The organism is Mucilaginibacter limnophilus (genome assembly GCF_004005815.1).
In the GTDB taxonomy this organism is placed as follows: Bacteria; Bacteroidota; Bacteroidia; order Sphingobacteriales; family Sphingobacteriaceae; genus Mucilaginibacter; species Mucilaginibacter limnophilus.
Window position 1 is genome coordinate 952,030 of record NZ_SACK01000002.1, and the last position, 26,888, is coordinate 978,917.

The window sequence follows — 26,888 nt, forward strand, 5'->3', positions numbered from 1 at the left end:
GAACCTTATCATGACCAATTATAAACCAGTAAATAAAGCCGGTATGTTTGCAGCGGTAACGTTTGCATGCTTATGGGCGGCTGCCTGCAATACCAGTAAAGGCGCTAAAGAAGAGAAGCTCGACCCCGACTCGGCTACCAAAATAGTGGTTAGCCGTGCACCTGAGTGGGCAGAAATGCTGAAGCATGACACAGGCTGGATTGGCGCCGATGGTATTTATTCGATATCGTTAACCGGTAAGGAGACATCAGACACTGAAGGGAAATCACCAAGCATGTTTTGGTTCAGCGATTGTATTTACGGTACTGTTGATCATGATACGTTGAAAAAAGGCTGGTCGATGGGGCATAACTCGGTAGCCTATTTTGAAGGAGGTAAGCCTGATCCGTCAAAAATCAAATTCTACTATAAGAACGGCGATGACAGGTCGATGTTCTCACCCAACACTCCAAATACTAAAAACGGCGATTATTACTGGCTGGGTGATGGCGTCTTCAATCACGCTAAAGACAGTACCATCTACATTGCCGCTTACAGGATCAGAAATGTCCCCGGAAAGGTATTCCCTTTTGAAGAGGTAGGTATGGCGTTCATCGCTATTCCAAAAGGAAGTAAACCACCCTACACAAACCAGTATCAGCTTGACGCGCCGTTGTTTGTGAACGATCCGGGCATGCATATCATGTTTGGTACCTGTTTGCTGCCAAACACAAAGGGGGCCGAGGCGCCGAACCCCGATGGATACATTTATGTGTATGGCGTAAAAAGCCCGAATAACCAATTGGTGGTTGCACGAGTAAAGGACAGCGAGTTTGAAGACTTTACCAGGTGGACGTTTTGGAATGGCGCCGACTGGGGTACCGATATCCGCAAATGCGCCGGTATAACCGATCATGTATCAAACGAAATGAGCGTAAGCTTTATGAACGATGGCAGCGGCCGTGTTATAGCAACTTATCAATACGATTCGAACAAGCCTGACATATACATTGCTGTAGGCGGCTCGCCAAAAGGGCCGTTCTTCCCGGCGAAAAAGGTTTGGCATACGCCGGAGATTTATGAGGATATCGACTTTTACACGTACAATGCCAAGGCGTACCCTCATCTTTCAAAACCCGGCGAACTGCTGATAAGCTATAACGTGAATGCATTTGATTTTGAGCGGAAGATAAAGTTGCATCCGCATCATTTAAGGCCGCGTTTTATCACGGTAAAATATTGATCATTACATCACCAAAAACCGATACCAGATGACATCAATAAAACTAAAAGCTGCTGCATTTTTATTTAGCAGTATTATCGCTGTTAGCAGCTTTGCGCAAGGGTTAAAACAAGCGTCGCCGGCAGGCGAAGGGTTTTCGCTTGAACGTTTAAAAAGGATTGACAGCCTGTTTGCCACCTTTACAAAAGACTATAAAATAGCCGGGGTAGTGGGGCTTGTAGCTCGCCATGGCGATATTGTGTACTGGAACGCTTCGGGATACAAAGATATTAAGAACAATAAGTTGCTGGATAAAACGGATATGTTCCGTATTGCCTCGCAAACCAAAGCGGTTACCTGTGTGGCCATTATGATGCTGTATGAAGAAGGTAAGCTGGTTCTGGACGATCCGATCTCAAAGTACATACCCGAGTTTGCCAAGCCGCAGGTATTAAAAACTTTCAATGAGAAGGATACTACTTATACTACTGAGCCGGCCAACCGCGAAATAACTATACGCGACCTGCTGACACATACTTCGGGAATTGGCTATGCGGTTATCGGCTCAAAAGAAATGCGGGCTATTTACGCTAAAAACAATATTCCGGTAGGCTTTGAACCACGCAAACTATTGCTTGCCGACAGGATAAAAATACTGGCGAAACTGCCTATAGAACATCAGCCCGGCTTAAGGTACACTTATGGTTTGAACATGGATGTGCTTGGCTATATTATTGAGGTAGCTTCAGGCCGGTCGCTTGATCAGTTTTTCCGTGAGCGGATATTCAACCCGCTGGGGATGAAAGATACTTATTTCTATGTTCCGGCCGAAAAGCAGGCGCGCCTATCGAAGGTATTCAGTGCGAACGATAAAGGCATCGCCGTAGAAAACAATTCAACCGATAGCACAGGCGCCAATGTGATCTATCCGCTGCAGAAAGGCACTTATTATGGTGGCGGAGCTGGGCTTACATCAACCGCTTATGATTATTGCCTGTTTTTGCAGATGCTTGCCAATGGTGGTAAGCTTAACGGCAAACGTATCCTGACAGCTAATAGCATCAGGCTGATGACCTCAAACCAGATAGGGGATATACCGCTGGGAACTTCTCCAAACAAAGCCGGGTTTAGTTTTGAAGTAGTAACCCCAAAAGGCGCTATTGCAGGCCCATGGAACGAAGGTACTTTTGCCGGTGGCGGTTACTGGGGCTCAAGTTACTGGGTTGACCCCAAAGCCGGACTGGTAGTGCAGATATGGACACAAGGCGGCGGCTGGACGCTTGGCGATTTAACAAATAAGTTTAAAGCGATAATCTACGGCGCGTTGACGAATGATTACGCTAAAAAATAATAAAGCCTCGGTAACAGTCGACCTGAATGGCGGCGGGATAGTTGATTTTCATCTAACGGAAAATGATATTAATCCGTTGACTTTCAGGTTTGCTGCTGAGCAAATGCCTGAAAACAACAGGGGAGCCTGTTATCAGGGACACTTTGCGTGTATAGGGCGCTGGGGGCAACCCTCAGAGGGTGAAATCAAAGCCGGTCATCCAAATCATGGTCAGGCAGCCATGTCACAATGGGAAAAGCTTGATGAAGGTGATGCTTTTTTGAAAATGAAAGTGAATTGTCCGTTGGATGGATTAAGTACTTTGCACATGTTGGCTTTAAGTGTATCTGCACCCGTTTTCAGGGTGACTGAAACGGTAAAAAATATAAATCCGCTGGGCAGACTTTACAATGTAGTGCAGCATCCTACACTTGCGGCTCCCTTTTTAGATGAAGCGACCAGGGTTGATTGCAATGCTACCTTCGGCATAAACTATGATTTTGATACTAACCCGCTTGAGTATGCCAGCGAGTGGCCACAAGGGATGTGTAAAGATCATGAACCGATGAGTTTGAACACACCTGATGTGGCTAACAGCTCAGTGTTTTCATTTATTGTTGATAAAGAAAGTGAGTTTGGCTGGGTAACGGCTTATTCGCCTTTTCATAATTTATTGCTGGGATATATATGGAAACGTACCGAATATCCGTGGATAAGCCTTTGGCAGCACTTTGAAAATGACCGGATTAAATATCGTGGCATTGAGTTCGGCACAACCGGCATACATAAACCGTTTAACGAAATTCTGGAACACGATAACACCCGCTTATTTGGTGAGAAAACCCTTTGGCATATCGACGCAGGTGAAGAAGTAAGCTGCAGCTACACCGCTTTCTTGCATCAGCCGGAAGGTGAGTTTACCGGAGTAAAAAACGTCAGCCTACAGAACGGGATATTGGCTATTAAGTCTTTACAAGGTGAGTTAATTGAGTTGGAAACAGGCTTAGCATTTGAGTAATGGATTTTACAAATAAAACCGTAGTTGTAACCGGTGCAGGCAAAGGCATTGGCGCCGCCTGCGCGAAATTGTTTTTTGATGCAGGCGCTAACGTCGCCCTGCTAAACAAAGGCGCAGATGAAACTGGCATTAACGACCACCGTTGGTTCGCGCAGCAATGCGATGTATCTGTAGAAGCGCAGGTTAAAGCATCGGCAGAAAGAATAAAAGAACGTTTTGGCACCGTTCAATATCTGATTAATAATGCCGGCATACAACGTTATGGCACAGTTACGGAAACCGGCAGTGATGAGTGGGATGAGGTAATGAATGTTAACCTTAAAAGCATATTTCTGTGCGCAAAATACTTTATACCATACATGCAGGAAGCCGGTAAAGGCGTGGTGGTCAATGTGGCCAGTGTACAGTCGTTTGTTAGCCAGCGTAACGTAGCTGCCTACACCACAGCTAAAACAGCCATATTGGGCCTAACGCGTAGCATTGCTATTGATTATGCGCCAACTGTACGTTGCGTTGCTGTGTGCCCCGGAACTATTGATACGCCCATGCTGCGCGATGCTATACAGCTTTCACCCGACCCGGAAGAAGTACTGCAGGAATGTATTGATATGCATCCCATCGGACGCATTGGCACTGCCGGAGAGGTTGCCGAGGTAATAAAATTTATGTGTGACGATGCTGCGGGCTTCATTACCGGGCAATATATACGCGTTGATGGCGGACTTGGTATTACCATAAACGGAAGTAAAAAAGAAGCGCTATGAAAATTACAGATATAAAAGCCACCACGGTTACTGTGCCGCTTGAGGCACCTATACGCCACTCAAACGGCGCTCACTGGGGGCGGTTTGTGCGCACCATTATTGAGGTGGAAACGGACGAAGGCATTACCGGGCTGGGTGAAATGGGTGGCGGCGGAGAATCGGCACAGGCGGCTTTTGAGGGACTAAAACGTTACCTGATAGGCCATGATCCAATGCAGTTGGAACAGATGTACTGGAAGATTTGTAATCCTACAGCGTCGTTATATAATAACCGGATGCAGCTGCATGCCGCGATCGAGTTTGCCTGTATGGATATCATAGGCAAAAAGCTTGGCGTACGCGCCTGCGACCTTCTGGGTGGTTCGGTGCGTGATGAGGTTGAGTTTGCTTCCTACATTTTCTTCAGATATCCTAACGAAAAAACAGGCGCAGGCGGCGAAGAAACAGCCGAACAAATTGTTCACCACGCGCGTGATCTGGTAAAAAAGCACGGTTTTACATCGCATAAGCTTAAGGCAGGTGTATTCCATCCCGATCATGAAGTGGAAGTATTTCGTGCCATAGCCAGCGCTTTCCCGGGACACAGGGTACGTATCGATCCGAATGCCGCCTGGAGCGTTGAGGATTCCATTCGCATAGCGAAACAAATTGAAGACCTGAACAACGATTATTTTGAGGACCCAACCTGGGGAATGGAAGGCATGCGTAGGGTTAAAAGCCGCATTAGCATACCAACCTCAACCAATACCGTGGTAGTAAATTTTGAGCAGCTGGCAACCTGTATCCGTAACGAGGCTATTGATGTAATTCTGCTTGATACTACCTTTTGGGGCGGCCTTCGCCAGGCATGGAAAGCTGGCGTGGTGTGTGAAAAATTTCAATTAGGTGTAGCAGTACACAGTTCGGGTGAATTAGGAATACAGCTGGCCACCATGCTGCATTTAGGCGCGGCAACGCCAAATTTGTCTTTCGCAGCCGACGCGCATTACCATCACCTTACGGATGACATTATAAAGGGCGGTTTGATGAAGTACGAGAACGGAAAGATAAAAGTTCCGACAGGTCCGGGTTTAGGAGTTGAACTTGATCGGGATAAGCTGAACCAATATGCCGAACTGTACAAAGAGCTTGGCGGATACCCGTATGACAGAGACCCCGGCCGTCCTGACTGGTTTGGTGTACTGCCGGAGAGGGAGTGGGCGAAGCTGAAACAATGATTAATCAACTTGTCGTTTCGAACGTAGATAGAAATCTTCTGAAATGACATATTAATAACGTACATGGCACTAACAATAAACGACGTATCCATTTTTGCTGAAGGTGTTGACCATTCAGAATGTATTTGCGTACACCCCGACGGCTCGGTTTGGGCTGGGGGTGAGGCAGGGCAGATATACCGCATAAGCGCCGATGGTGGCGAAGTAAAAGAGATAAACAATACCGGGGGCTTTGTGTTGGGATTGGCTTTTTCGCCGGATGCAAGCTGGCTTGCGGTATGCGATTTAGGTAAGCATTGTGTTTGGAAACTCGATATCGCTACAAATAAACTTGAACTGTTTGCTGACGGTGCCGAAGGAGAAAAGTTTAACATACCTAATTATCCCGTGTTTGATTCTCAAGGCAGATTATATGTATCAGAAAGCGGCGCTTTCAGGCAAGTGATTGGGAAGGTATTTCGCTTTGAACCGGATGGTACCGGCCGGATATGGCATAACGGACCATTCAACTTTGCCAACGGTATGGCACTTTCAAAAAATGAAGACTACCTGTATGTAGTTTGCAGCTTTTTGCCAGGTATTGAACGCATTGCCATAAATGCGGATGGGGCAGCCGGTGAACGCGAGGTTTATATTACCATGCCGCAAACATGCCCTGACGGGGTTGCCCTTGATGAGGATGAAAACCTGTATATTACCTGTTATACTCCTAACGCTATATACAAAGCTGATAATAAACGCAGCATAAAAATGTTTATCGACGATTGGGAAGCACATACGCTTAGCAACCCGACCAATATCGCCTTTGGCGGTGAAAATTTCGATCAGATATTTACATCAAACCTTGGCCGCTGGCATATCAGCAAGATAAATGCAGGTGTTAAAGGGTTAAAGTTAGTCTGCCACAAATAAATTATTTGAATTTCAACTTAATAAACCGTGGCCTGTAAATGTCCGGGCTCGCATTCAGTTGGTTGAAAAAGTCGGTAAAGTTTACATTGTAGCTTATTAAAAGTTCGCCAGGCTGTGAAAGATTTGGATGTGCTTTGGCATTGTAAGTGACCACTTTTTCGGTAAACTTATCTGTGCTGTATAAGTCAATTATTGGTCCGAACGGGCCGTATGGGCTGCTACCTAAACGCATACACACCTTTTTGCCAATGCCATCTATCTGAAAGATCATAGCGTAACGCCCGTCGGGTAACGGCGTAACGCTCATTTCATTTGAGGCACGGTCGGCAATGGTAGCGGCTTTTTTAATATCAGTATTCCAGCCTTTTCCGTCAAAGTAACGCCATTGGGTAAACTTTTCAACGTCTTTAGGTTTAACCCGCGCTACCATTACATTTTTACCTGCTCCATGTAAACCATACACATAGATGTAGCCATCGGCATTAGGCACTTTAGCCCATTTGGTGTTGTTCAAAATACCTGCCCCAAATGAACCATAACCACCGCCGGGTAGTTCAAAATAAAAGGGAGTATCCATTTGGCGCTGGTCGGCAAACGGAAATTTACTGCCTTTTGGTAGCGCAATCAGCACATTGCCAACTTCAGCAAAGCCGAAACCATTGCTTACATTCTTAATACGATACCCAAAAACATATGTGGTGCCGTTCAGTTCTTTATTTACAAAGCCGTCGCCAAGCCAAAAGTAGTCGCCTTTTTGGGTGTTTGGCGTTTTGGGTTCAAAAACAGATTTTGCAACACCGTCGGCTGTTTTGTTCCAATAGAATTTAATATCATCAAAAACAGGCTTGTTGCCTGTTAAATAACCAATAGTATTGTGCGGCATCTTGGTACCGGGTAGCGGTTTATCATCAACAACTTCACCAATCAGTGTATCGCTGAACACAAAGAACGTTGTTTGATTTCTACCCGCTCCTATGCTATCAACGCCATCTAACGGAATTGAAAAAATACCATCGGCGCCAAACCAGCCTTTGGTGCGGTTAAATAAGGCGGTCCAGTCAGCATCTTCTTCCACAGTAAAGTTAGCACTTTGTAACTTAGGATCCGTTGATGCTTTAAAATCTTGCGCTTGTAGCGTAAAGGCAAACAACCCTAAAACAGCAGTTAGCGTGAATGATGTTTTCATGATAGTAGTTTAATTGGTTTCTCAGTCAAATATACTTCAAAATAGAAATGTACATACATTGTAACAGCGTTTTTTTAGATACAAATCAATGCAGTCTTATATCCAAGTCGTGAAGTTTGATATTGATCTGCCGACCAATTGGTTTTTCGTCACGGTAATTGATCACACGAAGTTGAGTGGCACCTCGTGGAATGCTTAATGGAAAACCATTGTAGCACGGGTAAAAGTTATCGGGATCGGTAGTGTCAAATGAGTAATAAGTACTCAGCCCTTTTATCTGATTGCTGATCTTTATTTTGAATGTTGTATCGCTGCCGTTAACTTCAGGTTCAACGCTTACTAAAGGCTCGTATATACTGCGCGATACCTTAACATTAGCGGCATCGAACCGCTTAAAATGAGCTTCAACCCGTGTTACAAATTCGTCGTAATCACGTTTACCTCTCGGCGACCAGAACACTTCAGCCAGCGCCATGCCGCGCGGCCAGGTCATGTACATGGCATGCCTGCCGTTGGGCACAGCCTCGCTCCATAAATTACCTTGTCCGCCTAAAATCAGGTTGGTATCAACGCTGTCGGGCACCGGTTCAAAACTATAACAGTCGCTTAACCAAAGTTTGTAAAATGAATGCGGCTCAATAAAGTGGTTGCCCTGGTACATATCCAGATAGACGTAGTCTGACGGTGACATCACAACCTTATGTCCCTGCTTCGCTGCTGCGATACCGCCTTTCATTCCTCGCCAACTCATTACAGTAGCCTCGGGTGCAAGGCCGCCTTCCAGTATTTCGTCCCAGCCTATCAGCTTTTTGCCTTTACTTTGCAGTATTTTTTCTACCCGCTTCACAAAGTAGCTTTGTAGTTCATGGCTATCTTTTAACCCTTCGCGCTTAGCTAACCCTTGACATTTCGGGCACTTTTCCCAGAAACCTTTATAGGCCTCGTCGCCACCCATGTGTATGTACTGACCGGGAAACAGCTGCGCTATCTGGGTAAATATTTTATCGAGTATCAGGTAAGTACTGTCGTTACCAACGCATAGCACATTATCTTTTTTGGCATAAAATGGTGTACCTACATCAACCGGGTATTGCAGCCCGGTGCATGATAAGTTAGGCATTGAGGCAATAAGTGCCATGCTGTGCGCCGGAACATCAACTTCAGGCACTATGGTTACAAACCTTTCCTGCGCATATTTTACTACCTCGCGGATGTCGTCCTGTGTATAGTAACCGCCATAAGTGGCTTTTTCGCCCGGTTCAGTATCTTCGTGTGATACAAAAAGAAAAGGCCCTTCCCTCGGCGCGCGCCATGCGCCAATATCGGTAAGCTGCGGCAACCCTTTAATTTCAACTCGCCAGCCGTTGTCATCGGTTAAATGCCAATGGAAGGAGTTCATTTTATACTTTGCTAACTGATTGATATAATCTTTTATCACTTCTTTTGGGAAGAAATGCCGGCTAACATCAAGCATAAGTCCGCGCCAGCCAAAACGCGGATAATCGATAATCGTTACCGCAGGTACCTTCCATTTTGCTTTAACAAACTTGTGCCCTTCAATTGACGGCGGCAGCAGCTGCATCAGTGTTTGTATGCCGTAAAACAAGCCTTGCGGTTTATTAGCAGTAATGATAATGTTTCTTTTGGTTGATGTAAAGGTGTAGCCTTCGTCCCCCAAATCAGGCTTGGGGGTATAGTTCAATTTCAGAACGATGCCGGTTGTAGCCGTAGCTTTTTGATTGATTACAGGTAATTTGTAACCGGTTGGCGCTGCAAGCAATGATGAAAGAAACAGGCCAACCTTTTTACTATCAGCGCCGTATACAATAACTTTAGTTTGCTTATTGATGCTGAAGTAACCGGGCGAAGTATGCATTGATACCGGCTGCGGAATTATTTTAGGCTGGGCGATGCAGTTTATGTATGCAATAAGTACGATGATAAGTAACAGATGCTTTGGCATAAGATAAGTATGAGGAGAATAAGTTAAAAGTTTGTTCTGCTTGCCCGGTCAACCAATAACCCGGACAAGCGAACAAACGTGTGCACTCACTAAGGTCAACCAATAACCCGAAGCGAGTAAATTGGGATAGGGGTTTTGCTGTTTATTTATACTGCAAGTCAACCAATAACCATGCAAGCATTAAAGCAGCAACCCTACCCAATATTTTATATAGCTACTGCCGTTGCGGCAGTTCTGTGGCCATACACATGGGCCAACTTTAAACATTCATTATAAGGCTTTACACTCTCTGAACAGGTTGCTTTTGCCATGCTTGAAGCAGCTACGCATACGCCTAAATTCAGGCATTGCTGCATGTTCCATTCTTCATGTATGCCCATCAGCACACCCGCGGCAAAAGCATCGCCTGCGCCTACGCAACCGGCTATTCTTTCAGATGGTACTTTCAAGCTGGACTGATACACTTTCTCGCCCTGCGCGTTTACAGCCAAAGTAGCGTCGGGAAAATGTATGATCACCCAGCGGTTAACACCCATTTCCAGTATCTTTTCGGCAGCCAGATAGCATTTTTCTATTGATATTTCATTGTTGCCTGTTATAGTATTTACGCCCGAAAGCATCCAGGCTTCAAACTCATTCAGAAACAAATAATCGGTATAAGGCAACGCCAGCGGGATAATGCTGGCAAAGCGATCACTGTCTTCGCTTACAAGATCTACAGTAGTTATAAAACCCTGTTCTTGCGCGGCTTTGAGCACTTGTGCCGCGCCGGTAGTGCCGTTATTTACCGCATCAAGCTTATCAAGCAACAACAAGTATCCAAGATGAAATATTTTCGCCTGAGATGCGGTAAAATCAAAATGTGGTACATCAAGCAGGCTGTTTGCACCGCGGTAATGGAAAAACGTACGTTTGCCTGTGGATTTTACCGACATTACATCGGTATAAGATGTGCCGGCTTCTTTTATCTGGGTTAATTGCCGGGTATCTATATTAAGTTTGCCGCATTCTTTAATGATGCTGTTACCACGACTGTCGGTACCGACCAAACCAATAGCTTCAACAGGAAAAGGCACCTGCATTTTGCGCAGGTTTTTTGATATGTTGTACGCCGAACCACCGTTACTGCTTTCCTGTGAAAGAATAGTTGACAAAGCCTCCTGTGATGGATACTTGTCAATTATCTTCACCTGGTCAACAATCCAGTTGCCGCCAACCAATATGCCTTCCCGTTTCATTTATAATTGGTTATAAGTATAGTTTCTCTTCGTCTTCTAAAACGTCTGAAAACCGGCCTACTTCCCGGTTAAAAAAGTAATTGTCGTTCAGGTCGTCATTAGCGGTGGATACTTCGCCTATCACACATCCATCGCTTTCAGGGTAGAACTCATGCCACACACCTTGTACAATGGTCACCCGCTCACCCGAGTTAAGCGTGACCTTATCGCCGCTGTTTATGGTTTTGTATTGGCCGTTTATTTTAACTTCAAGTGTACCATCATCCGTTAATCGTTCAGCATCAGTGGCCCAAAACTGTATTACCAACTGGCCGTTACGACAAATAATATCTTCCTTTTTTTGCTTGTGATAATGCGCCGGAGTGGTTTGCCCTTTCGCGGCGTACATCAGCTTCTCGCAATATTCTTCCTCTTCAGCTAAGTTAATTAAAACAAGGCCAATTTTATCAAAATTTCCCAATCCAAAATCGGTTATATCCCATTTCGGGTCAGGCGGCAATACCCATCCGTTCTTTTCAAAAAAATCTTTTGAAGCGCTTATAGCTCTATTTATTTCAGATCTTTTCATGCAGGTTGCGTTTCGTAACTGGCAATGTTTACCACACTTTTTGTTTTGGCCGATTGCAGCGCAGCAGCAAATACTTTATGGCTTTCCACTGCTTCATCAGGTGTAGCGCACCCGAAGCGACCGTTCAAAACACCTTCGCGTTCGGCAATGTAAGCGGCAAGCATCTGCATAAAGCAATCAGGAAAACCGGTTTCAAATATACCACCAGTAATGGTTGGAAAAGGCACGCCTGCAAAACCAAGATCGGTACGCTGCCAAAACTGTTCTTTTCCCATCTTAAACAACCATAATGCTTTAGTATCCTTGGTGCTATACTTTACGCCGCCTTGAGTGCCATACACCTCAATATACCATGTATTGGTTTCTCCGGGAGCCAGGCGCTTGGTTTCAAGCGTCATGGGTACGGCTTCGTCCTCTATTGTAACCTGTGTGCTTAACGTCGCATTGTTCCAGGTATCACACGGCACTATGCCGCCTTTGCCATCAGGGCGCTCGGTTACAATTTTTTGAAGTTGCGCGAAAACAAGTTCAGGTTTCCAGCCAAGTCGTAAAGGCACATGCAGCACATGCATGCCAAGGTCGCCCATTACACCAATTTCACCGCAGTATTTGGTTTGACGTTTCCAGTTTACGGGTTTGTTAAAGTCCATATCACTGGCGTGCAAAAAACCGGCTTTAATTTCAATTATCTTACCAAGATTGCCTGAATTTACCTCACTGATCACACGCTGCACTCCCGGTAAAAACGGAAATTCAGAACTACAGCGCACAAACCTGCCTGATTTTTCAGCCGCTTCTTTTATGGCAACAGCCGCTTCAAGGTCGATACCAAAGGGCTTCTCAGCCAGCAGATCTTTTCCAGCGCTCAATACATCAAGATACAGTTCAAGATGCAGGTTGTGCGGTACTGCTACATACACTACATCAATAGCCGGATTGGCCAGCAGTTCTTTATAATCAGTAGTAAGTTGTTCAACGGTAGGCACATTTTTATACCAGGACAGTACGTTTTCGTTAAGGTCGCATACGGCTTTAAGTTCGGCCTTTACAGGGAAATCGTTCAGTGCGAACCAGCGACCGAAAGCGCTGGCTGCCTCGCGACCCATAAGCCCGCCGCCAATAATGCCTATATTTACTGTTTTCATACAGCGGCTGTCCTTTCCGATCTTGCTAATGCCTCATCTGGCGTAATGCCTTCATGTACCAGCGCCATAAGAGTTTGTGTCATACCGGCAGGATCAGGGTGTTGTATTACGTTTCTGCCATAAACTATGCCACGTACGCCCTGCTGCATCAACTGGTAAGTTCGGTTGATGATCTCCTCATCCGTTGCACGGCCGCCGCCGCGAACCAGCACAGGAATGTTTCCTGATGTTTCAACCACTTTATAATATTCACTGATGTCGTCAGTAGGATCGGCTTTGATGATATCAGCGCCCAGCTCAACTGCCTGACGTACCAGCGGGACGATCTTATTCACGTCACCGTCAACCATGTAACCGCCTGCCTGGCTGTTCGGCCTGAACACCAGTGGTTCTATCATCAGCGGCATGCTGTAACGCTCGCATACCGGTTTTATCTTTAATATATTTTGGATACACTGGTCGGTTACTTCAGGTTCATTTGGTATTCTGAACAGATTCACTACCACACAGGTGGCATCCAAGCGAATGGCCTGCTCAACAGGTTCTTCTATCATTCGGCTGAACAGCGTACGGGGCAGCTCGGTGCCGTAAACGTTGGCGACATCGGTACGTAACACCAGCGAAGGTTTTTCCCTGCCGGGGATTGATTGCAGGTACTGCGCCTGACCAACGGTAAGTTGTATGGCATCAGGCGCGGCATCAACTAAAACCTTAACCGCTTTTTCTATATTTTCTATTCCTTTCAGAAAAGTTGCCTCATTAAAAAAACCATGATCAATAGCAACATCAAAGCAATTACCCGATTTGCTGTTAAATAATCTGTTCAGTTTATATGCTTTCATAAAAACAAATATATAAAAATTTATAACTTGTATATACAAGTAGAAATATTTTGAAAAAATGTTCAAAAAATGTGTAGTTATAATAACATATACAGATATCATTCTTAATGAGAATAATTCAGCACAAATGTTCGCTCGATTTGTATTTATGCTTTATATGAGTAATATTTACTGTTTTAAACCTCACATTACTTATGCGAAACGGTACGGAGCAGCCTTTATATAAAAAATTGATTGCTGATTTGAAGCAGCTTATTGATAAAGGGACTTATAAAAAGGGAGACCTGCTTCCATCGGAAAACGATCTTTGTAAAACATATAACACTACACGCCCTACAGTAAGGCAGGCCCTATCCGACCTGTTGAATGCAGGTTATATAACCCGTCAGCAGGGTAAGGGAAGCATTGTGGCTGAACCTAAGAAAGGCTTGGGCATACTTTCAGTAAGCGGATTTACAGCAGGTGTAGGAGGGAAGAATTTAAAAACAGAACTGCTTGATAAACCTCAAAAGCGAGATTGGGATGCTGATTTCTTTTATGATTTGAGTGATGAGGAGTTGAAAGCCGGAAGCATTTACTTCAGCAGACTAAGGTATATTAATGATTTGCCGGTACTGTTTGAGGAAACGTTTATAGCTAACGTCGGCCTGCCGCGTTTTACTGCCCGTAATTTGGAGAACCGGTCGTTATTTAAAACGCTTTTAGAAAATTACCAGGTAGAAGTTAAAGAAGGCGAGCAAAAAATATGGGCCATAGGCGCCGATGAAAAAATTGGTAAATTGTTAAACCTGCAGCAGGGTACCCCAATTGTTCATATGAAACGTAAGCTGATCACCAACAAGCGTAACCTTAATATTTATTCGTGGTTGTACAGCAATACTGAAGAATATTACCTGCACGAGAACTTTTAAAGTTATTTCACTAATCGGGCATCGATATTAAGGGGGGCGATGTGCTTTACTTTTACCAGTTCGGTATACTTGGGGAATAGCGGATTAAGCAGATAATTATATTCCGCGGTATTTACTGCTGAACGGACCTTCACAGCAAGGTGCTTTTTTTCATGCATCCATTGATCACCCATAAATTTGTTTGCCAGATTATCCAGCTGCAGCCACTTTTCAGGGTAATCCTCATCTGGTAAAACATATAACTGTTTTGATTTGATATCAACTTCAATGGTAGAGATAAACAAACGCGGCGGCATTAACAACTCATCAAAGTGTACCAGATTTTCCAGATAAGCCAGTGAGCTGTTCTCACTTGTATAAAGCATATAAGTGCCGGGGTTATTCCACCGACCGCCAAAGCTAAAGGCCCCAAAGCCTGACAGATCATTGGCCCGTGCTTCGGCCTTGGCTATGCGGTAAACCGTTATCACGAAAGTACGCCGTGTTCAATACGGCCCAATACGTTATCAACCATGTTTAAACCGGTGTAATTGTTAAACAGTTGTATAGGCTTAATGTTGTTCAATGCTCTGTTTGCTGTATTAAGCCATAGCTTAACCATGGTTTCATCGCCAAAAACATCAAGCGCATGTTCAACCACACGGGCTATCTCAATAACATGTGATGAAGTACGGCTGTCGAGTTTGTCGCTGCTTTTTTTGCGCTCAAGGGTTTTTACTGATAGTTGCAGAATATCCTCGGCAAAAACTTTTCTGGTAATGCCCAGATAATTCGTGAGTACATCAACAGACGCTTTGGTAATGCCCTCATTGCTTAACGACACAACGTCGAACTCCGAATCCATGGGGCGGTTAACCACCTCTGCTCCTCCAAGCAAATGAAGAAATTCCGGTTCGTAAGCTGCTGCCTTTCTTTCTGCTACTTTCATATTGCGCGACAATTTTACCAAATATAAAGATAAAATGTCGCTTATATCAAATTTGTTTCATTAAAAAAGGCGATGCTAATCAGCATCGCCTGAATTTTACATTAAAGTAAGATTACTATATAAATCTTACGGTTTTTATAGCCGGCCTGCTCTTGCTTGCGCCGGTTTGTTTTGCAACGATATACACATCGTGCGGCTTACCGTCAGCAAGTTTTTGCAGTGATATTTTAACAGATAGCTTTTGGTTACCGGCTTTAAAGGCAAGCGTACCTGTGCCTAATTTATTGCCGTTGGGCTTATCAGCATATACTTCAATTGTATAGTTAGCCGCATCACCGTTGCTAAAGCCGTTCATTTCAATGGCAGTTATGCCGGTTAAGTCAAACTTACCTGCCTTGAAGCTTCCTGTAGTTGACGGTAATACAACCGATTTGCTGCCGCCCTGATCGTCAACATAAAACTCTTTTATGTTTTGGAACTCACCGGCATCAATAACGCTGTTGCGCAACACTAACGAAGCTGTACCTGAAAGGGGTACCATGCCTTGCGAACCGGCGTCGGTATAGTTGGCATTGATATTGAACACCGTGTTTTGTTCCTTAACATCGCTTGCTTTTGGCGTAAGCGTTCCATTAGCAGGCAACGATTTTGGCTTATCCTGATCGGCAAGTGAGCGTATCCAGGTTACTATCAGCTTCGCGTCGCTTTCCTTTAAGGTTGGGTGCGCAGGCATGGCCACTTCACCCCAAACACCTGCGCCGCCTTTTATAATTTTTGCAGGCAAGTATGAGTTTGCGTCAGGCGAAGAGCGGTATTTCTCAGCTACCTTTTTAAACGCAGGGCCTATTGAGGTTTCATCAACCTTGTGGCAGCCCTTGCAATCAAGCGTTAGCATCAGGTTTTTACCTGCCATGGTGGCCTGCATAATCTGGTGGCCCCAGTTGGCGCCTGCAAGGTCAGAACCTTTTATGAAATCGGCGGAAATATAGAGGTTAGCCAGATCAACCGGAGCGCCTTTGTCAGTCACGCTAACATTGTAATTAACCGGCTTGCCCGGGAAGAAGAAGCTTTGGTTACCTTGTACGCTTACTTTTACTTCAGGGCGTTCGTTACCAGCAAATACGGTAACCGTATTGCTTTTTGCCGATGCTTTGCTGTCGTCCATTACTTCAACAAATACTTCCTGTTCACCTGCTTGCTTAATAGTATATTTCAACTGCGGTTCGCTGGTTGTGGTTGTTGTTTTACCGATGTGCCATACATAAGTAAGCGGATCTTTTTCAGGATCGACGGCTTCAACCTTAGCTGTAAGTACAAATGGCAGGTTACCGCTTGTTTTCTCAATGGTTAGGTTTTTCACAGCCGGCGGACGGTTGCCTGATAAATAATCAATTCGCACTATTCCGGCATCCGGGTTACGGTTGAACCATCCATTACCGTATTCAAGTACGTATATGCGTCCGTCTTTACCCACTTCCATATCTATCATCGAATTAAAATGGCTGTTCGGCATAAACGGCTCAATTTTATCAAGGTCGCCGTTTGGCAGTTGTGTAACCGCTTTTATCCATCCCCTTATAAAGTCGTACATAAAGAACTTGCCATTATAATAGTCCGGATAACGGGTATCCTCAGGGAAATCTTCGGTGTAATATACCGGACCAGCCATCGCGGTACGGCCACCTGTGCCTAACTCAGGGAAATCAGGCGATATGGCATACGGATACCAAACATACGCAGGTTGAGCCGGTGGCAAATCAACCAAACCGGTGTTATTACGAGAAGTGTTTTTTGGATGAGCCGGATCCTGAGGGGGGCCATTTTTATTTGTGTTATAATCGTGCATATTGTAAGCATAATTATTACCTACAAAGAACGGCCAGCCGAAGTTACCTGCTTTGCGTGCCTGGTTCACCTCATCATAACCACGCGGGCCGCGGGTGCCTATGCTGTCGTTAGCCGCATCCGGGCCAACCTCGCCCCAGTAGAGATAACCGGTTTTTTTGTCGACCGATATACGGTAAGGGTTACGGTTACCCATTACATAAATTTCAGGGCGGGCTTTAGCTGTGCCTTTCGGGAACAGGTTGCCATCAGGTATGCCGTAACTGCCATCGCTATTTATTTTTATACGGAGGATCTTGCCGCGCAGGTCATTTGTATTACCAGCCGCACGGCGGTCGTCATATTGTTCATGCCCCGGGCGGTCGTCCATAGGGCCGAAGCTGCGGGTAGGGTAGGGTTGATTTGGCTCGTCAAAAGGCGTTGTATTATCACCTACTGAAAGGAACAGGATGTTATCCTTGGCGAACGCCAGTGAACCGCCGGTATGGCAGCATATATCGCGGGTTGTACCAACTTCCAGTATTACTTTTTCTGATTTGTTATCGAGTGTATCATTCTTAAACACAAAGCGCGACAGTCGGTCGATAGGTTTATCGCCCGCAGGGCTGTAATACAGGTAAACATAGTTGTTTTTTTCGAAATCAGGATCGAGGGTAAGGCCAAGCAATCCTTCTTCAGAGTTTACATTTACCGCGTTCGATTTAAAATATACATCCAGGAAACCAACCTGTTTAAGTGTTTTCTTCTCGTTACTATATAGCATCAGTTCGCCACGGCGCTGGGTAACCAGTATATCGAAGTTTGGCAGTATGGCCATTTCTGTAGGCTCGAAGAAGCCGCCCTGTATCAGCTGTGTTTTTACAAAACGGTTTTCTTCAGGTACACGTAAGGTCTTGGCATCATCATAATCCAGTTCCTTATTATCACCTATGGCATATTGAATACCTCCCAAAAGATGTTTTAAATACAGCGGATCTTTATATGATTCATCGGTATGACCTAACTCGGTATAAAAAGCCCTGCCGCCCTCAAAGTCATGGTACCACGCCATTGGATGGTCGGCGCCATTGGCGCCGCCTTTATAGCTTTTTTCATCAATCTTGATAAGCACCTTAACATCAGGGTTAAGCTTTTTAAAGTTATACCACTCATCTTTGCGTTTCCATTGTACAGGCAAATGCTTGGTTGCAGCGTTTTCGCGATCAACAACGTTTAGTACCGCTTCCTGCTGCTCGGGATGGCCGTTGAAATATCCGCCTACTAAGCGTCCGTACCAACCCCAGCCGTATTCGGTATCGGTAGCCGCATGTACGCCTACAAAGCCCCCGCCAGCCTGTATATAGCGTTCAAAATCGGCTTCCTGGTAATTGTTCAGTACATCGCCGGTTGTATTTAAGAAAATAACCGCCGAGTATTGTTTCAGCGTATCCTCGCTAAAAAAAGACGGATTTGTGGTAGTGTCAACCTCAAAATCATTTGCTGACCCTAACTTTTTAATAGCTGCTATGCCCGCAGGTATAGATTCGTGATGATAACCGGCAGTTTTGGTGAATACCAGCACTTTAGGTTTACCTGAACGCTTGCCGCATGAAGCCAGAACAACACACGCAAGCAAAAGCACGATAGCTGAGCGACGGAGGTTAATTAATCTCTTCACGTTTAAAATAGGTTAATAATTGTAAAAGAAACAGCCGGAGAATGTGGTGGTGTTCTCCGGCTGGTATAATTGGAAAGTTTATTCAACTATAAGCGTACCCTGCATCACATAAAAGTGTCCGGGCACGGTACATACGTAAGTATATTTTCCGGGTTTGGTTGGCGCAACAAAGTAGATGGTTTGTGATGAGCCAGGGCCGACCAGCGTAGTGTTAAACAACACTTTTGGCGTATTTGGGATATGACTTAGTTTAACAGCCGATAATCCCATTTTCATGGCAAGTTCACCTACAGCAACAGCTTGCCCGTCAGGTACAACTACAAAGTTGTGCGGCATATCATCATTATTGGTAAAAGTAAGTTTCACCTTGCTGCCTGCTTTAACAGTCATCTCGGCTTTGTCAAACTTTAAGCCCGGTTTTGTACCAAGTACAATTGTTTGATCGATAGTTGTCCATGATGCAGGCTTTGTAACCTGGTTCTTTTTTAAACCTGTTGAAGCAGGTGCTGCAGCCGCTTTTTTCTCAGGCGCTTTTGATGTGCCTGCCATACCGCCCATGTTATGATGGTCGTGGCCGGTAGCTGCACGTTTTGGTACATTCAGCTTTGCACCGTCAGGAATGTTGTTAAGCGTGTAGTAAGCGGTTGGGTGCAGTAAGGTGTTGCTGCTGTCGGCTGAAGTTACTTTATCACTCAATGTAATTTCATGAATGTATTTTTCACGCAGGCCATCGGCTACAAGGCGTACTTTCAAGCCATCTTCAGATACGATAGCGGCATTAACAACCAACGATTGCTCGCGCACTACGTTACTGCCGTAAACAGGATGATATTTGTAAATGAAGCCTGTTAAGCTATAAGCATCCGGATCGGCAGCTGTCTTTTTGTTTACCGGTTTAGTGAATTCAATTTCAAAACCATCAGGCATGGCGCGAACAGCTTTCATTTCGAAAGGTGTTTTGCCCGACCATACAACTCTTTCCAATCCGAACTCTTTTTGGCCTTTTGAGCCCCAGCCACGGCTGGTTTGACCAACAAATAACGAACCATCATTACCCCAGGTCAGACGTAACACGCCTGATTCAAAACCTTCACGAAAAGTGAAAGCAGCGCCTTGGTATTCACCTTTTACCTGTTCAAGAAAAATACGGTTCAAGCGGCTTTGTCCTTGGTCGCCAATTAACACCTGGCCGGCAAAAGGGCCAAATTTATTGTCAGCCGGTATTTGCATCATTGTTGACGTTGAGGTTCCCAAAATTGAGTGCGGCAACCATACTGCAGGTAGTTTAACCCCCGGTACTTCTTTAGCTACTTCAAAAAGGGTTTTATAGGGTCGATTTGGATCATCATCTTCAATTTTTCCCTGATTAAAACGTGGATCAACCCTTGAGTAAATATCCTGTGTACGTACTTTAACAGGCGAGTTTGGCTGATCGGCCCACCTTAAACCTGCGGGGTGGCCTGCAAAATCGCCGCGGTTAAGCTGCATTAAATGCCCTGAACCTACCCAGTCACCCTGGTTTTCAGAATAAAAATATTTGCCGTCAATAATACCTTGGCCTGCCGGAGAACGTAAGCCGGTAGCATATGGGGTCATTTTACCATCCGGACTAATTTCCATTACCCATGCGCGCCAGGGCACAAGGCTTTTACCACGCCACCATTCATCGTCAAAACCTACGTTGGCATTTACCATAAAGTTGCCGTTTGGCATCAAAATGGGGCCATAGCTATACTCGTGATAGTTACCTGATAACGGCCATGCAAACACAGTTTCGTAAACATCGGCTTTACCGTCGCCATTCTTGTCAACAAGTTTGGTTAACTCGCCACGCTGAACAGCATACAGCGCACCATCTTTATAAGCAAGGCCCAATGATTCGTGTAAACCTGTAGCAAATTTTTTGTAAAACGGCGAACCGCCATTAAGCATGTACGGATTCTCAATAATATAAACATCACCACGACGTGTAGAAGCGGCAATATTGCCATTTGGCAACAATGTTAATCCACCTACTTCAAGCTCAATACCTTCGGGTATTGGCAATGTGACAATGCGGTAATAATCTTTTTCAGTAGGTACCGCTTTGGCGGGCTTATTTTGGGCGTTAGCTGCTAATCCAACAGTAGCAGCTACGCTAAAAGTCATTAATATATTTTTAACAATAGCTTTCATTATAACAGTTTTGCTGAATTACCAGATCAATGAATATTTAACTGAAGCGCCTTTATCTGCATCTTTTACAGGGATAAGCAACTCTTTACCTTTAGATGAATTACGTATAATAGCTTTAGCGTCTTTTGCTACCTGTACATAATACTCATAGCCGTTTACACTGTACAAGCCATCACCTGCTTCAACAATATCGCTGCCAGCGGCTGCACGTACATATGCTTTGCCGGTGCCTGATATGCTAAGCGTACGGGTAAGTGTTTTGCCGTCGTCGTTGGTGATTTTATCATCAACTGTAAATCCGTTCAAAGTGTATTTGAAAGTAGGATATCCCTTGTCGTCAAGTTCATAACCTTTAGGGCGGAAACTGCCGGTAGCTACTGTATCGGGCCAGGCTGCACCCTCATTTGCAAGTGTAGCAAGGGCCGGGGCATCATTAAAAAATAATTTACTGCCAATAGCGGTGGTGTTTCCGTCGCCGCGGAAATTCCACATTGGTGTACCATCAACAAAGCCGCCTTTCCAAACTTGGAACAATGCGCCGTTATCCATATCAAAGCTATAACTAATATTATGTGGGTAACCAACGTTTACTGCATGTGTAACGCGTTTGCCCGGAATATCAACAAAACTGCGCAGCAGTTCAGGCTCGGTGCCAACCTTTACATAAACAGGTCGGTCGGCATCCCACCATTCCCTTTGTTTAGTACCATCAGTTGTTTTTGTGGTTACTGTGCTACTGTATTTGAAATTTTTAAACGCTACTGAACCATGATCGCCTTGTATGCGTAACGGACCAGTCGCTGCTTCGTTCGGGAAAGCCGAGCCGCGTGTAGGTCCTTGTAACTCAGCGTTCTCTATTATACTCACTCCATTCAGCACAATTTTTACAATGCGTGCATTGGCCGTTTTTTTACCTGACGCATCAAACTTTGGCGCCTGGAAAACTATGCGTATGTTTTGCCACAATCCCGGTGCACGGCTAACGTTTATGCGCGGAGCCACACCTTCATAACCTTTTTCGGCTTCAGGTTTGCTGTCGTCCCAACGTTGATAAATACCCCCAAGGTCTGAAGAAGTAAGTTTTTGAGCACCCCAGCTGTCAAATAACTGTATCTCATACCTGCCTTGCAAGTAAATGCCTGAATTTGAGCCTTTCGGCAACATGAAATCAACGCTCAGGTCAATATCGCCGTGCTCAAAGTTTGTAAAAATGTCTTCGTTTTTCTTTTTATCGGTAATGTTTACCAGTATGCCTGTGCCGTTTTTCTTTTCAAGGGCATTAGCTTTGTTGAAGTCGGCCTTGACTGATCCTGCAACCGACCAGTTTTCAGGCGGGTTTTTAAAAGCGGAAAGATCATTCAGCGAAATCTGATTTGCAGCTGCCGTTTGCGCATCACTGCGCAAGGGAATTATAGCTGCGGATAACAACGCGAAGAGGGTTGTTTTAAGCAGGTACTTTTTTCTCATAAATCTATCTATAGAAGGACGGCTAATATAAATATTTTGTAACCGAAAATGGTTTAGTATTGAATGTTTTACAAAAAAACATCGATTGCTTTTGCAATTATGGATAATACTATTTGTAATATGGTATCAGTTGCAAAAAGCGTAACCCTGCCTTAACAAGTGTTTTATCATTAATGGAACTTATTTGATGCTTAGGTGTTTAATTTGATATTTTGCAACATGCTTAAACAAATTGCTACTAAAAAAGATAACGGCTTTGACTGGATAGATATCACAGACCCTCATCATGATGAAATTCATGAAACTGCTGAGAAATACCATCTGCATGAGGCGCTGCTTGAAGATAGTTTACAAGCAGACCATTTGCCGAAGTACGAAAGCATGGAGAACTATGTATTCATGATCTTCAGGATACATACTGACATAAAAACCTTGCAAGCCGATACCGTACAGCAGCTAACACATAAAGTGGCTATTTTTTACTCAAAAGAGTTTATTATTACTATTCACCGCAAACCGCATGCGTTTATTGATACTCTTGCCGAAGAAGTTAAGCACGGCAAATGTTCAAGCTCCTTTCACCTGCTTAACATCATAATTAAACAGTGTTTAAATACTTATGAAGAGCCTTCAGTTAAACTTGGCCGGGAACTGGAATACTATGAAGAGCAGATATTTTTACGCAGCCGCAAAACGCCTTTGTTAAAGGGAATGTATTTTTTGAAGCGGAAGGTCGACCTGATACGCCGCATGTTCATCCTTTCATTTGATATTGTAGATAATATAGATGCCGAAGAAGGCGACGTGGGCACACGCGACATGCGCGATTTGTATGTGCGCCTGCAGAATATTTACGACGCGCTGTCTGAAAATATAAACCACCTGTTAAGCTTATACTTCAATGTATCAGCGCAGCGCACCAACGAAACCGTGCGCATACTTACCGTGTTTTCGGTTTTCTTTATGCCGCTAACCTTTATTGTGGGCATTTACGGGATGAACTTCAAGTTTATGCCGGAGTTAGATTCGCACTGGGGGTATCCGGGTGTATTGGGGCTGATGGTAGTTATAACCATACTTATTTATTTTTGGTTCAGAAGGAAAGGCTGGCTGTAGTTTATTTATCAGGTTCTTTATTAACCGGTAAAGCATCCGCATGAAAAAATTGAGTAAGCTTAGAAACTGAGATCACAAATATCAAAAAGTTAATGATATGTCGAAAAAAATGCATGTACTATATGTCGTAATTGGACTTTGCATTATGTCCTTGTCTACTGTAACTGCGCAGCAGAAGTTGTCTGCAATCTGGGCGGTTGGCAAAGCCGATGAGTTAGCGAATGAATTTGCATTGGCGCCGGGCGGCTACAAACAGTTCGTGGCTAAAGATTTCGGGTATGAAGACAAGTTTTATTTAATAGGCCATTCGAAAGAAAAACAAGATTTTCCGTATGTGCTGCCCGGGCCTGTTGATACCTGGGGAGGGACATGGCCTACCGCAGGATGGCGGACCAACCAGGTTTCTATTCTTTTTGCACTAAAGGGTGCACCTGTTTCGGGCCGGTATAAGCTGGTTATCCGTCTAAAGGATTTTGCTAAAAAGTTTCTTCCTTATATTAAGGTAACGGTGAACAACAAAGATGAGTATCATCAGCTGAGTGCTGAAGGCTACGATGTAAGTAAACAACCGCGGCCGGGACTAAACGAAGCTGATGTTGATACTGCCGCCTTAAAGGGGCATGCTGTTAATCCAACTCCAAAAGTAATTGAAATTGCGCTTAGTACCGGCGACTTAAAAAAGGGTGGTAATAAAGTTATTATTACAGTACTTCGGGGATCGTGGATCATGTTTGACCAGGTAGCCCTCAATGGCCCGGTACAAACTACCGTGCAAAAACCCGGTAAGTTTTTTATTGAAGATGTAAAACCTGCACCATACGAATTAACTGAAAACGGGCGCAAATCACAGCCCTTGATTGTTAGTGTGCAACACATAAACGGGCGGCCAAAAATCAACGTCAGGCTTGATGGCAAATCAATATTTAGCCAACTTGCAGAAAGCGGCGCATATGAGTTTGAGGCGCTAATGCCAGCCGTAAATAGTGTTAAACTAAGCACATACCAGATTTTGGAAGACGGCCGGTTAGTTAGCGAAGGTATTGTTAAAAGATCGCCCGGAAAGCTGCAGGCACTTGCTGATTATGTTGATACCAGGTTAGGAACTGCCCATTCGCGATGGATGATCGCTCCCGGGCCATGGATGCCTTTCAGTATGGTAAAAATGAGCCCGGATAACCAAAGCCCGGGGTGGCAGGCAGGTTATGATCCTTCGTTCGAAAGCATCGGCACTTTCAGTCATATCCACGAGTGGACAATGGCGGGGCTTGGTGTTTTTGCAACAAACGGCCCCCTGAAAACAAGTGTCGGCACAGAAATGAAATCCGGGTCAGGTTACCGTTCAGCAATAAACAAACGAACTGAAGAGGCGCCTATCGGCTACTATAAAGCGGATCTGGAAGATTATAACATCAAAGCCGAAGTAACAGCAACAACCAGATGCGGGTTTGAGCGATTCACCTTCCCAAAAGACCGGGATAGCGCCCGTATTTTACTTGACCTCCACATTCCTGCCGAATATGACTATCAACTTAAAGATGTAAGCGTTAAAAAAGTAAGTGCTAACCGCATTGAAGGATATGCGCGCCAATATGAAAAAGAAGTATGGGGTGGCGATGCCTATCAGGATTATACGATCTATTTCGTTGTCGAATTCGATCAACCTATACAAAATATCGGTAACTGGATTAATAAAAATATCAACTACAAAGAAAGTTTATCTGCCAAAGACATTCAGGATGCAGGCTTATTTGTCCAGTTCGATGCATCAAAAAATCCTGTAGTACAAGTCCGATCGGCCATCTCGCTGGTAAGCCTTGATAACGCAAAACAAAGCTTATCAGCTGAAATATCAACACCTTTCGGGTGGAATTTTAATGCAGTTAGGGCCCATCAGCTTGATACATGGAACGCAATATTTAACCGGGTCAGGATCAGTACGAGTAACCGGCTCGAAAAAATGCGTTTTTACAACGCCCTATACCGGTCAATATGCAGCCGGAGCACCTGGAGCGACCTGAACGGTGAATGGCGAAGTACCGACGGCAAGATTAGAAAATTAAAGGGCAAAGACGATGTTGCCTTGGGCTGTGACGCTTTCTGGAACACTTTCTGGAACCTTAATCAGGTGTGGAACCTGGTCACCCCGGAGTGGAGTAAACGCTGGGTAAACTCGCAGTTGGCTATGTATGACGCCAACGGCTGGCTTGCTAAAGGACCGGCAGGCATGAACTACATACCGGTAATGGTAGCCGAACATGAAATTCCGTTTATTGTGTCAGCTTACCAAATGGGTATTAGGGATTTTGATGCAGATAAAGCTCTTAAAGCGGCCGTTAAAATGCAGACCACGCCATCGCAAAAAGTGTTTTCAGGGTATGCAGGAAACCGGGACTTGCTTCCATATTTAAAACACCACTATGTGCCCTCAGATTCGGGACGTTTTTCCAACAGCATGGAGTATTCATACGATGACTGGACAGTAGGGCAACTTGCCCGGTCATTAGGTAATCAGGACTTGTTCAACCAGTTTAATGAGCGCGGATACTGGTGGAGAAACGCCATTGATACCGCAGGCTACTGCCACATGAAGCTCAGTAACGGCAATTGGGTCGGTAACTTTGATCCGTTTAAAACCGGCGCAAATGAACATTATGTTGAAGGTAACGCATGGCAGCTTACCTTCTTTGTACCTCAGGATGTACCTGCACTGGTAAAAATGATAGGTAAAGAAAGGTTTGTTGACAGGTTGGAATGGGGATTTAAACAAAGCGAACCATGGCGATATAACGGAATGAACGACCAGTATTGGGATTATCCGGTAGTGCAAGGCAACCAGCAATCCATGCATTTTGCATTTCTGTTTAACTGGGCCGGTAAGCCATGGTCTACACAAAAATGGAGCCGGTCTATTCTTGATCGTTTTTATGGTTATAAGCCCGGAAACGCCTATCTTGGTGATGAAGATCAGGGACAAATGAGCGCATGGCTGGTGATGACAACTATGGGCTTGTTTCAAACAGACGGAGGAGCAGGTTCACAACCAGTATATGAAATAGGCAGCCCGCTTTTTCAAAAGGTGGTAATTGACCTCGGTGAGCAGTTCGGCAGAGGCAAAACATTCACCATTATTGCCAAAAACAGCTCACGAAAAAATTTATATGTGCAAAGTGCCGTGCTGAACGGGCGGCCGTTGAACGCCTTTTATTTTCCGGCGGGCGAACTCCTGAAAGGCGGTTCGCTGGTTCTTGAAATGGGGGATAAACCGAATGAAAAATGGGGTGTCGATTAATCGGGTCTTTGGAAATAAATTCGCAAGAACTAATCTTTAAGAAAGAACTTAAAAAATCTCTAATGCAACCGACCGCGTAAATCAAAAAGCCCCTCTAATTGCTTAGAGAGGCTTTT

General features: G+C 44.7%; 20 protein-coding genes. 9 read left to right on the forward strand and 11 right to left on the reverse strand.

Annotation, left to right across the window (positions count from 1 at the left end):
• The first annotated feature begins 10 nt into the window (after nt 1-10).
• The 6 genes from EOD41_RS08810 (at nt 11) to EOD41_RS08835 (ending at nt 6,442) form a co-directional block, all read left to right on the forward strand.
• Entirely contained in the window at nt 11-1,222 is a 1,212-nt protein-coding gene (locus EOD41_RS08810; protein WP_127704406.1) for a DUF4185 domain-containing protein, read from the forward strand.
• 28 nt (nt 1,223-1,250) lie between these two features.
• Entirely contained in the window at nt 1,251-2,552 is a 1,302-nt protein-coding gene (locus tag EOD41_RS08815) for a serine hydrolase domain-containing protein (protein ID WP_127704407.1), read from the forward strand.
• Complete coding sequence (locus EOD41_RS08820; RefSeq protein ID WP_127704408.1) at nt 2,533-3,549, forward strand: hypothetical protein; 1,017 nt, start codon at nt 2,533-2,535, stop codon at nt 3,547-3,549. Before EOD41_RS08815 ends, EOD41_RS08820 begins: the two co-directional genes overlap by 20 nt.
• Nucleotides 3,549-4,313, forward strand: coding sequence for an SDR family oxidoreductase (locus EOD41_RS08825; protein ID WP_127704409.1), 765 nt, complete (start codon nt 3,549-3,551; stop codon nt 4,311-4,313). The genes EOD41_RS08820 and EOD41_RS08825 overlap by 1 nt, the downstream gene beginning before the upstream one ends.
• The gene (locus EOD41_RS08830; RefSeq protein ID WP_127704410.1) at nt 4,310-5,530 is read left to right on the forward strand and encodes an enolase C-terminal domain-like protein; all 1,221 of its coding nucleotides are present in this window, start codon (nt 4,310-4,312) and stop codon (nt 5,528-5,530) included. The genes EOD41_RS08825 and EOD41_RS08830 overlap by 4 nt, the downstream gene beginning before the upstream one ends.
• Before the next feature lie 63 nt (nt 5,531-5,593).
• Entirely contained in the window at nt 5,594-6,442 is an 849-nt protein-coding gene (locus tag EOD41_RS08835) for an SMP-30/gluconolactonase/LRE family protein (RefSeq protein ID WP_127704411.1), read from the forward strand.
• Nucleotide 6,443: 1 nt separating this feature from the next.
• On the opposite strand, the gene EOD41_RS08840 is transcribed toward EOD41_RS08835, so the two are convergent.
• The 6 genes from EOD41_RS08840 to EOD41_RS08865 form a co-directional block, all read right to left on the reverse strand.
• Nucleotides 6,444-7,628 (reverse strand): DUF4185 domain-containing protein, encoded by a 1,185-nt coding sequence (locus tag EOD41_RS08840; protein ID WP_127704412.1) that lies wholly within the window; start codon nt 7,626-7,628, stop codon nt 6,444-6,446.
• An 85-nt stretch (nt 7,629-7,713) separates the two neighbouring features.
• On the reverse strand, nt 7,714-9,591 hold the full coding sequence (locus EOD41_RS08845) for a beta-N-acetylhexosaminidase (protein WP_127704413.1): 1,878 nt from the start codon (nt 9,589-9,591) through the stop codon (nt 7,714-7,716).
• Between the two features lie 206 nt (nt 9,592-9,797).
• On the reverse strand, nt 9,798-10,829 hold the full coding sequence (locus EOD41_RS08850; RefSeq protein WP_127704414.1) for a carbohydrate kinase family protein: 1,032 nt from the start codon (nt 10,827-10,829) through the stop codon (nt 9,798-9,800).
• Between the two features lie 10 nt (nt 10,830-10,839).
• Nucleotides 10,840-11,397, reverse strand: a complete 558-nt coding sequence (locus tag EOD41_RS08855) for a D-lyxose/D-mannose family sugar isomerase (protein WP_127704415.1) — start codon at nt 11,395-11,397, stop codon at nt 10,840-10,842.
• Nucleotides 11,394-12,542: a Gfo/Idh/MocA family protein gene (locus EOD41_RS08860; protein ID WP_127704416.1), complete on the reverse strand. Its 1,149-nt coding sequence runs from the start codon at nt 12,540-12,542 to the stop codon at nt 11,394-11,396. The genes EOD41_RS08855 and EOD41_RS08860 overlap by 4 nt, the downstream gene beginning before the upstream one ends.
• The gene (locus EOD41_RS08865) at nt 12,539-13,384 is read right to left on the reverse strand and encodes a class I fructose-bisphosphate aldolase (protein ID WP_127704417.1); all 846 of its coding nucleotides are present in this window, start codon (nt 13,382-13,384) and stop codon (nt 12,539-12,541) included. Before EOD41_RS08865 ends, EOD41_RS08860 begins: the two co-directional genes overlap by 4 nt.
• 194 nt (nt 13,385-13,578) lie before the next feature.
• Here EOD41_RS08865 and EOD41_RS08870 point away from each other — a divergent pair, with 194 nt between their 5' ends.
• Nucleotides 13,579-14,295 carry a GntR family transcriptional regulator gene (locus EOD41_RS08870; RefSeq protein ID WP_127704418.1) on the forward strand — a complete coding sequence of 239 codons (717 nt, stop codon included), beginning with the start codon at nt 13,579-13,581 and terminating at the stop codon, nt 14,293-14,295.
• Between the two features lie 2 nt (nt 14,296-14,297).
• Here the strand turns inward: EOD41_RS08870 and EOD41_RS08875 are convergent, their stop codons facing one another.
• The 5 genes from EOD41_RS08875 to EOD41_RS08895 form a co-directional block, all read right to left on the reverse strand.
• Nucleotides 14,298-14,765 carry an RES family NAD+ phosphorylase gene (locus EOD41_RS08875; protein WP_127704419.1) on the reverse strand — a complete coding sequence of 156 codons (468 nt, stop codon included), beginning with the start codon at nt 14,763-14,765 and terminating at the stop codon, nt 14,298-14,300.
• Nucleotides 14,762-15,223, reverse strand: a complete 462-nt coding sequence (gene parS, locus EOD41_RS08880) for a type II RES/Xre toxin-antitoxin system antitoxin (protein ID WP_127704420.1) — start codon at nt 15,221-15,223, stop codon at nt 14,762-14,764. The genes EOD41_RS08875 and parS overlap by 4 nt, the downstream gene beginning before the upstream one ends.
• Nucleotides 15,224-15,338: 115 nt before the next feature.
• Nucleotides 15,339-18,725, reverse strand: coding sequence for a ThuA domain-containing protein (locus tag EOD41_RS08885; RefSeq protein WP_164849904.1), 3,387 nt, complete (start codon nt 18,723-18,725; stop codon nt 15,339-15,341).
• Between the two features lie 78 nt (nt 18,726-18,803).
• Nucleotides 18,804-20,900: a plastocyanin/azurin family copper-binding protein gene (locus tag EOD41_RS08890; RefSeq protein ID WP_127704421.1), complete on the reverse strand. Its 2,097-nt coding sequence runs from the start codon at nt 20,898-20,900 to the stop codon at nt 18,804-18,806.
• Between the two features lie 18 nt (nt 20,901-20,918).
• Nucleotides 20,919-22,367, reverse strand: a complete 1,449-nt coding sequence (locus EOD41_RS08895; RefSeq protein ID WP_127704422.1) for a 3-keto-disaccharide hydrolase — start codon at nt 22,365-22,367, stop codon at nt 20,919-20,921.
• Between the two features lie 219 nt (nt 22,368-22,586).
• On the opposite strand from EOD41_RS08895, the gene EOD41_RS08900 reads away from it, so the two are divergent.
• Together EOD41_RS08900 and EOD41_RS08905 are read left to right on the forward strand one after the other, a co-directional pair.
• Entirely contained in the window at nt 22,587-23,483 is an 897-nt protein-coding gene (locus EOD41_RS08900) for a magnesium transporter CorA family protein (protein ID WP_127704423.1), read from the forward strand.
• Nucleotides 23,484-23,628: 145 nt separating this feature from the next.
• On the forward strand, nt 23,629-26,772 hold the full coding sequence (locus EOD41_RS08905) for a GH92 family glycosyl hydrolase (protein ID WP_240663284.1): 3,144 nt from the start codon (nt 23,629-23,631) through the stop codon (nt 26,770-26,772).
• Nucleotides 26,773-26,888 lie beyond the last annotated feature (116 nt).

What these genes read in the sequence shown, in the direction of transcription:
- EOD41_RS08830 (WP_127704410.1), top strand. Translation starts at nt 4,310, where the DNA reads ATGAAAATTACAGATATAAAAGCCACCACGGTTACTGTGCCGCTTGAG.
- EOD41_RS08810 (WP_127704406.1), top strand. Translation starts at nt 11, where the DNA reads ATGACCAATTATAAACCAGTAAATAAAGCCGGTATGTTTGCAGCGGTA.
- EOD41_RS08855 (WP_127704415.1), bottom strand. Translation starts at nt 11,397, where the DNA reads ATGAAAAGATCTGAAATAAATAGAGCTATAAGCGCTTCAAAAGATTTT.
- EOD41_RS08890 (WP_127704421.1), bottom strand. Translation starts at nt 20,900, where the DNA reads ATGAAAGCTATTGTTAAAAATATATTAATGACTTTTAGCGTAGCTGCT.
- EOD41_RS08845 (WP_127704413.1), bottom strand. Translation starts at nt 9,591, where the DNA reads ATGCCAAAGCATCTGTTACTTATCATCGTACTTATTGCATACATAAAC.
- EOD41_RS08870 (WP_127704418.1), top strand. Translation starts at nt 13,579, where the DNA reads ATGCGAAACGGTACGGAGCAGCCTTTATATAAAAAATTGATTGCTGAT.
- EOD41_RS08865 (WP_127704417.1), bottom strand. Translation starts at nt 13,384, where the DNA reads ATGAAAGCATATAAACTGAACAGATTATTTAACAGCAAATCGGGTAAT.
- EOD41_RS08840 (WP_127704412.1), bottom strand. Translation starts at nt 7,628, where the DNA reads ATGAAAACATCATTCACGCTAACTGCTGTTTTAGGGTTGTTTGCCTTT.
- parS (WP_127704420.1), bottom strand. Translation starts at nt 15,223, where the DNA reads ATGAAAGTAGCAGAAAGAAAGGCAGCAGCTTACGAACCGGAATTTCTT.
- EOD41_RS08900 (WP_127704423.1), top strand. Translation starts at nt 22,587, where the DNA reads ATGCTTAAACAAATTGCTACTAAAAAAGATAACGGCTTTGACTGGATA.
- EOD41_RS08850 (WP_127704414.1), bottom strand. Translation starts at nt 10,829, where the DNA reads ATGAAACGGGAAGGCATATTGGTTGGCGGCAACTGGATTGTTGACCAG.
- EOD41_RS08860 (WP_127704416.1), bottom strand. Translation starts at nt 12,542, where the DNA reads ATGAAAACAGTAAATATAGGCATTATTGGCGGCGGGCTTATGGGTCGC.
- EOD41_RS08905 (WP_240663284.1), top strand. Translation starts at nt 23,629, where the DNA reads ATGTCCTTGTCTACTGTAACTGCGCAGCAGAAGTTGTCTGCAATCTGG.
- EOD41_RS08835 (WP_127704411.1), top strand. Translation starts at nt 5,594, where the DNA reads ATGGCACTAACAATAAACGACGTATCCATTTTTGCTGAAGGTGTTGAC.
- EOD41_RS08820 (WP_127704408.1), top strand. Translation starts at nt 2,533, where the DNA reads ATGATTACGCTAAAAAATAATAAAGCCTCGGTAACAGTCGACCTGAAT.
- EOD41_RS08895 (WP_127704422.1), bottom strand. Translation starts at nt 22,367, where the DNA reads ATGAGAAAAAAGTACCTGCTTAAAACAACCCTCTTCGCGTTGTTATCC.
- EOD41_RS08825 (WP_127704409.1), top strand. Translation starts at nt 3,549, where the DNA reads ATGGATTTTACAAATAAAACCGTAGTTGTAACCGGTGCAGGCAAAGGC.
- EOD41_RS08815 (WP_127704407.1), top strand. Translation starts at nt 1,251, where the DNA reads ATGACATCAATAAAACTAAAAGCTGCTGCATTTTTATTTAGCAGTATT.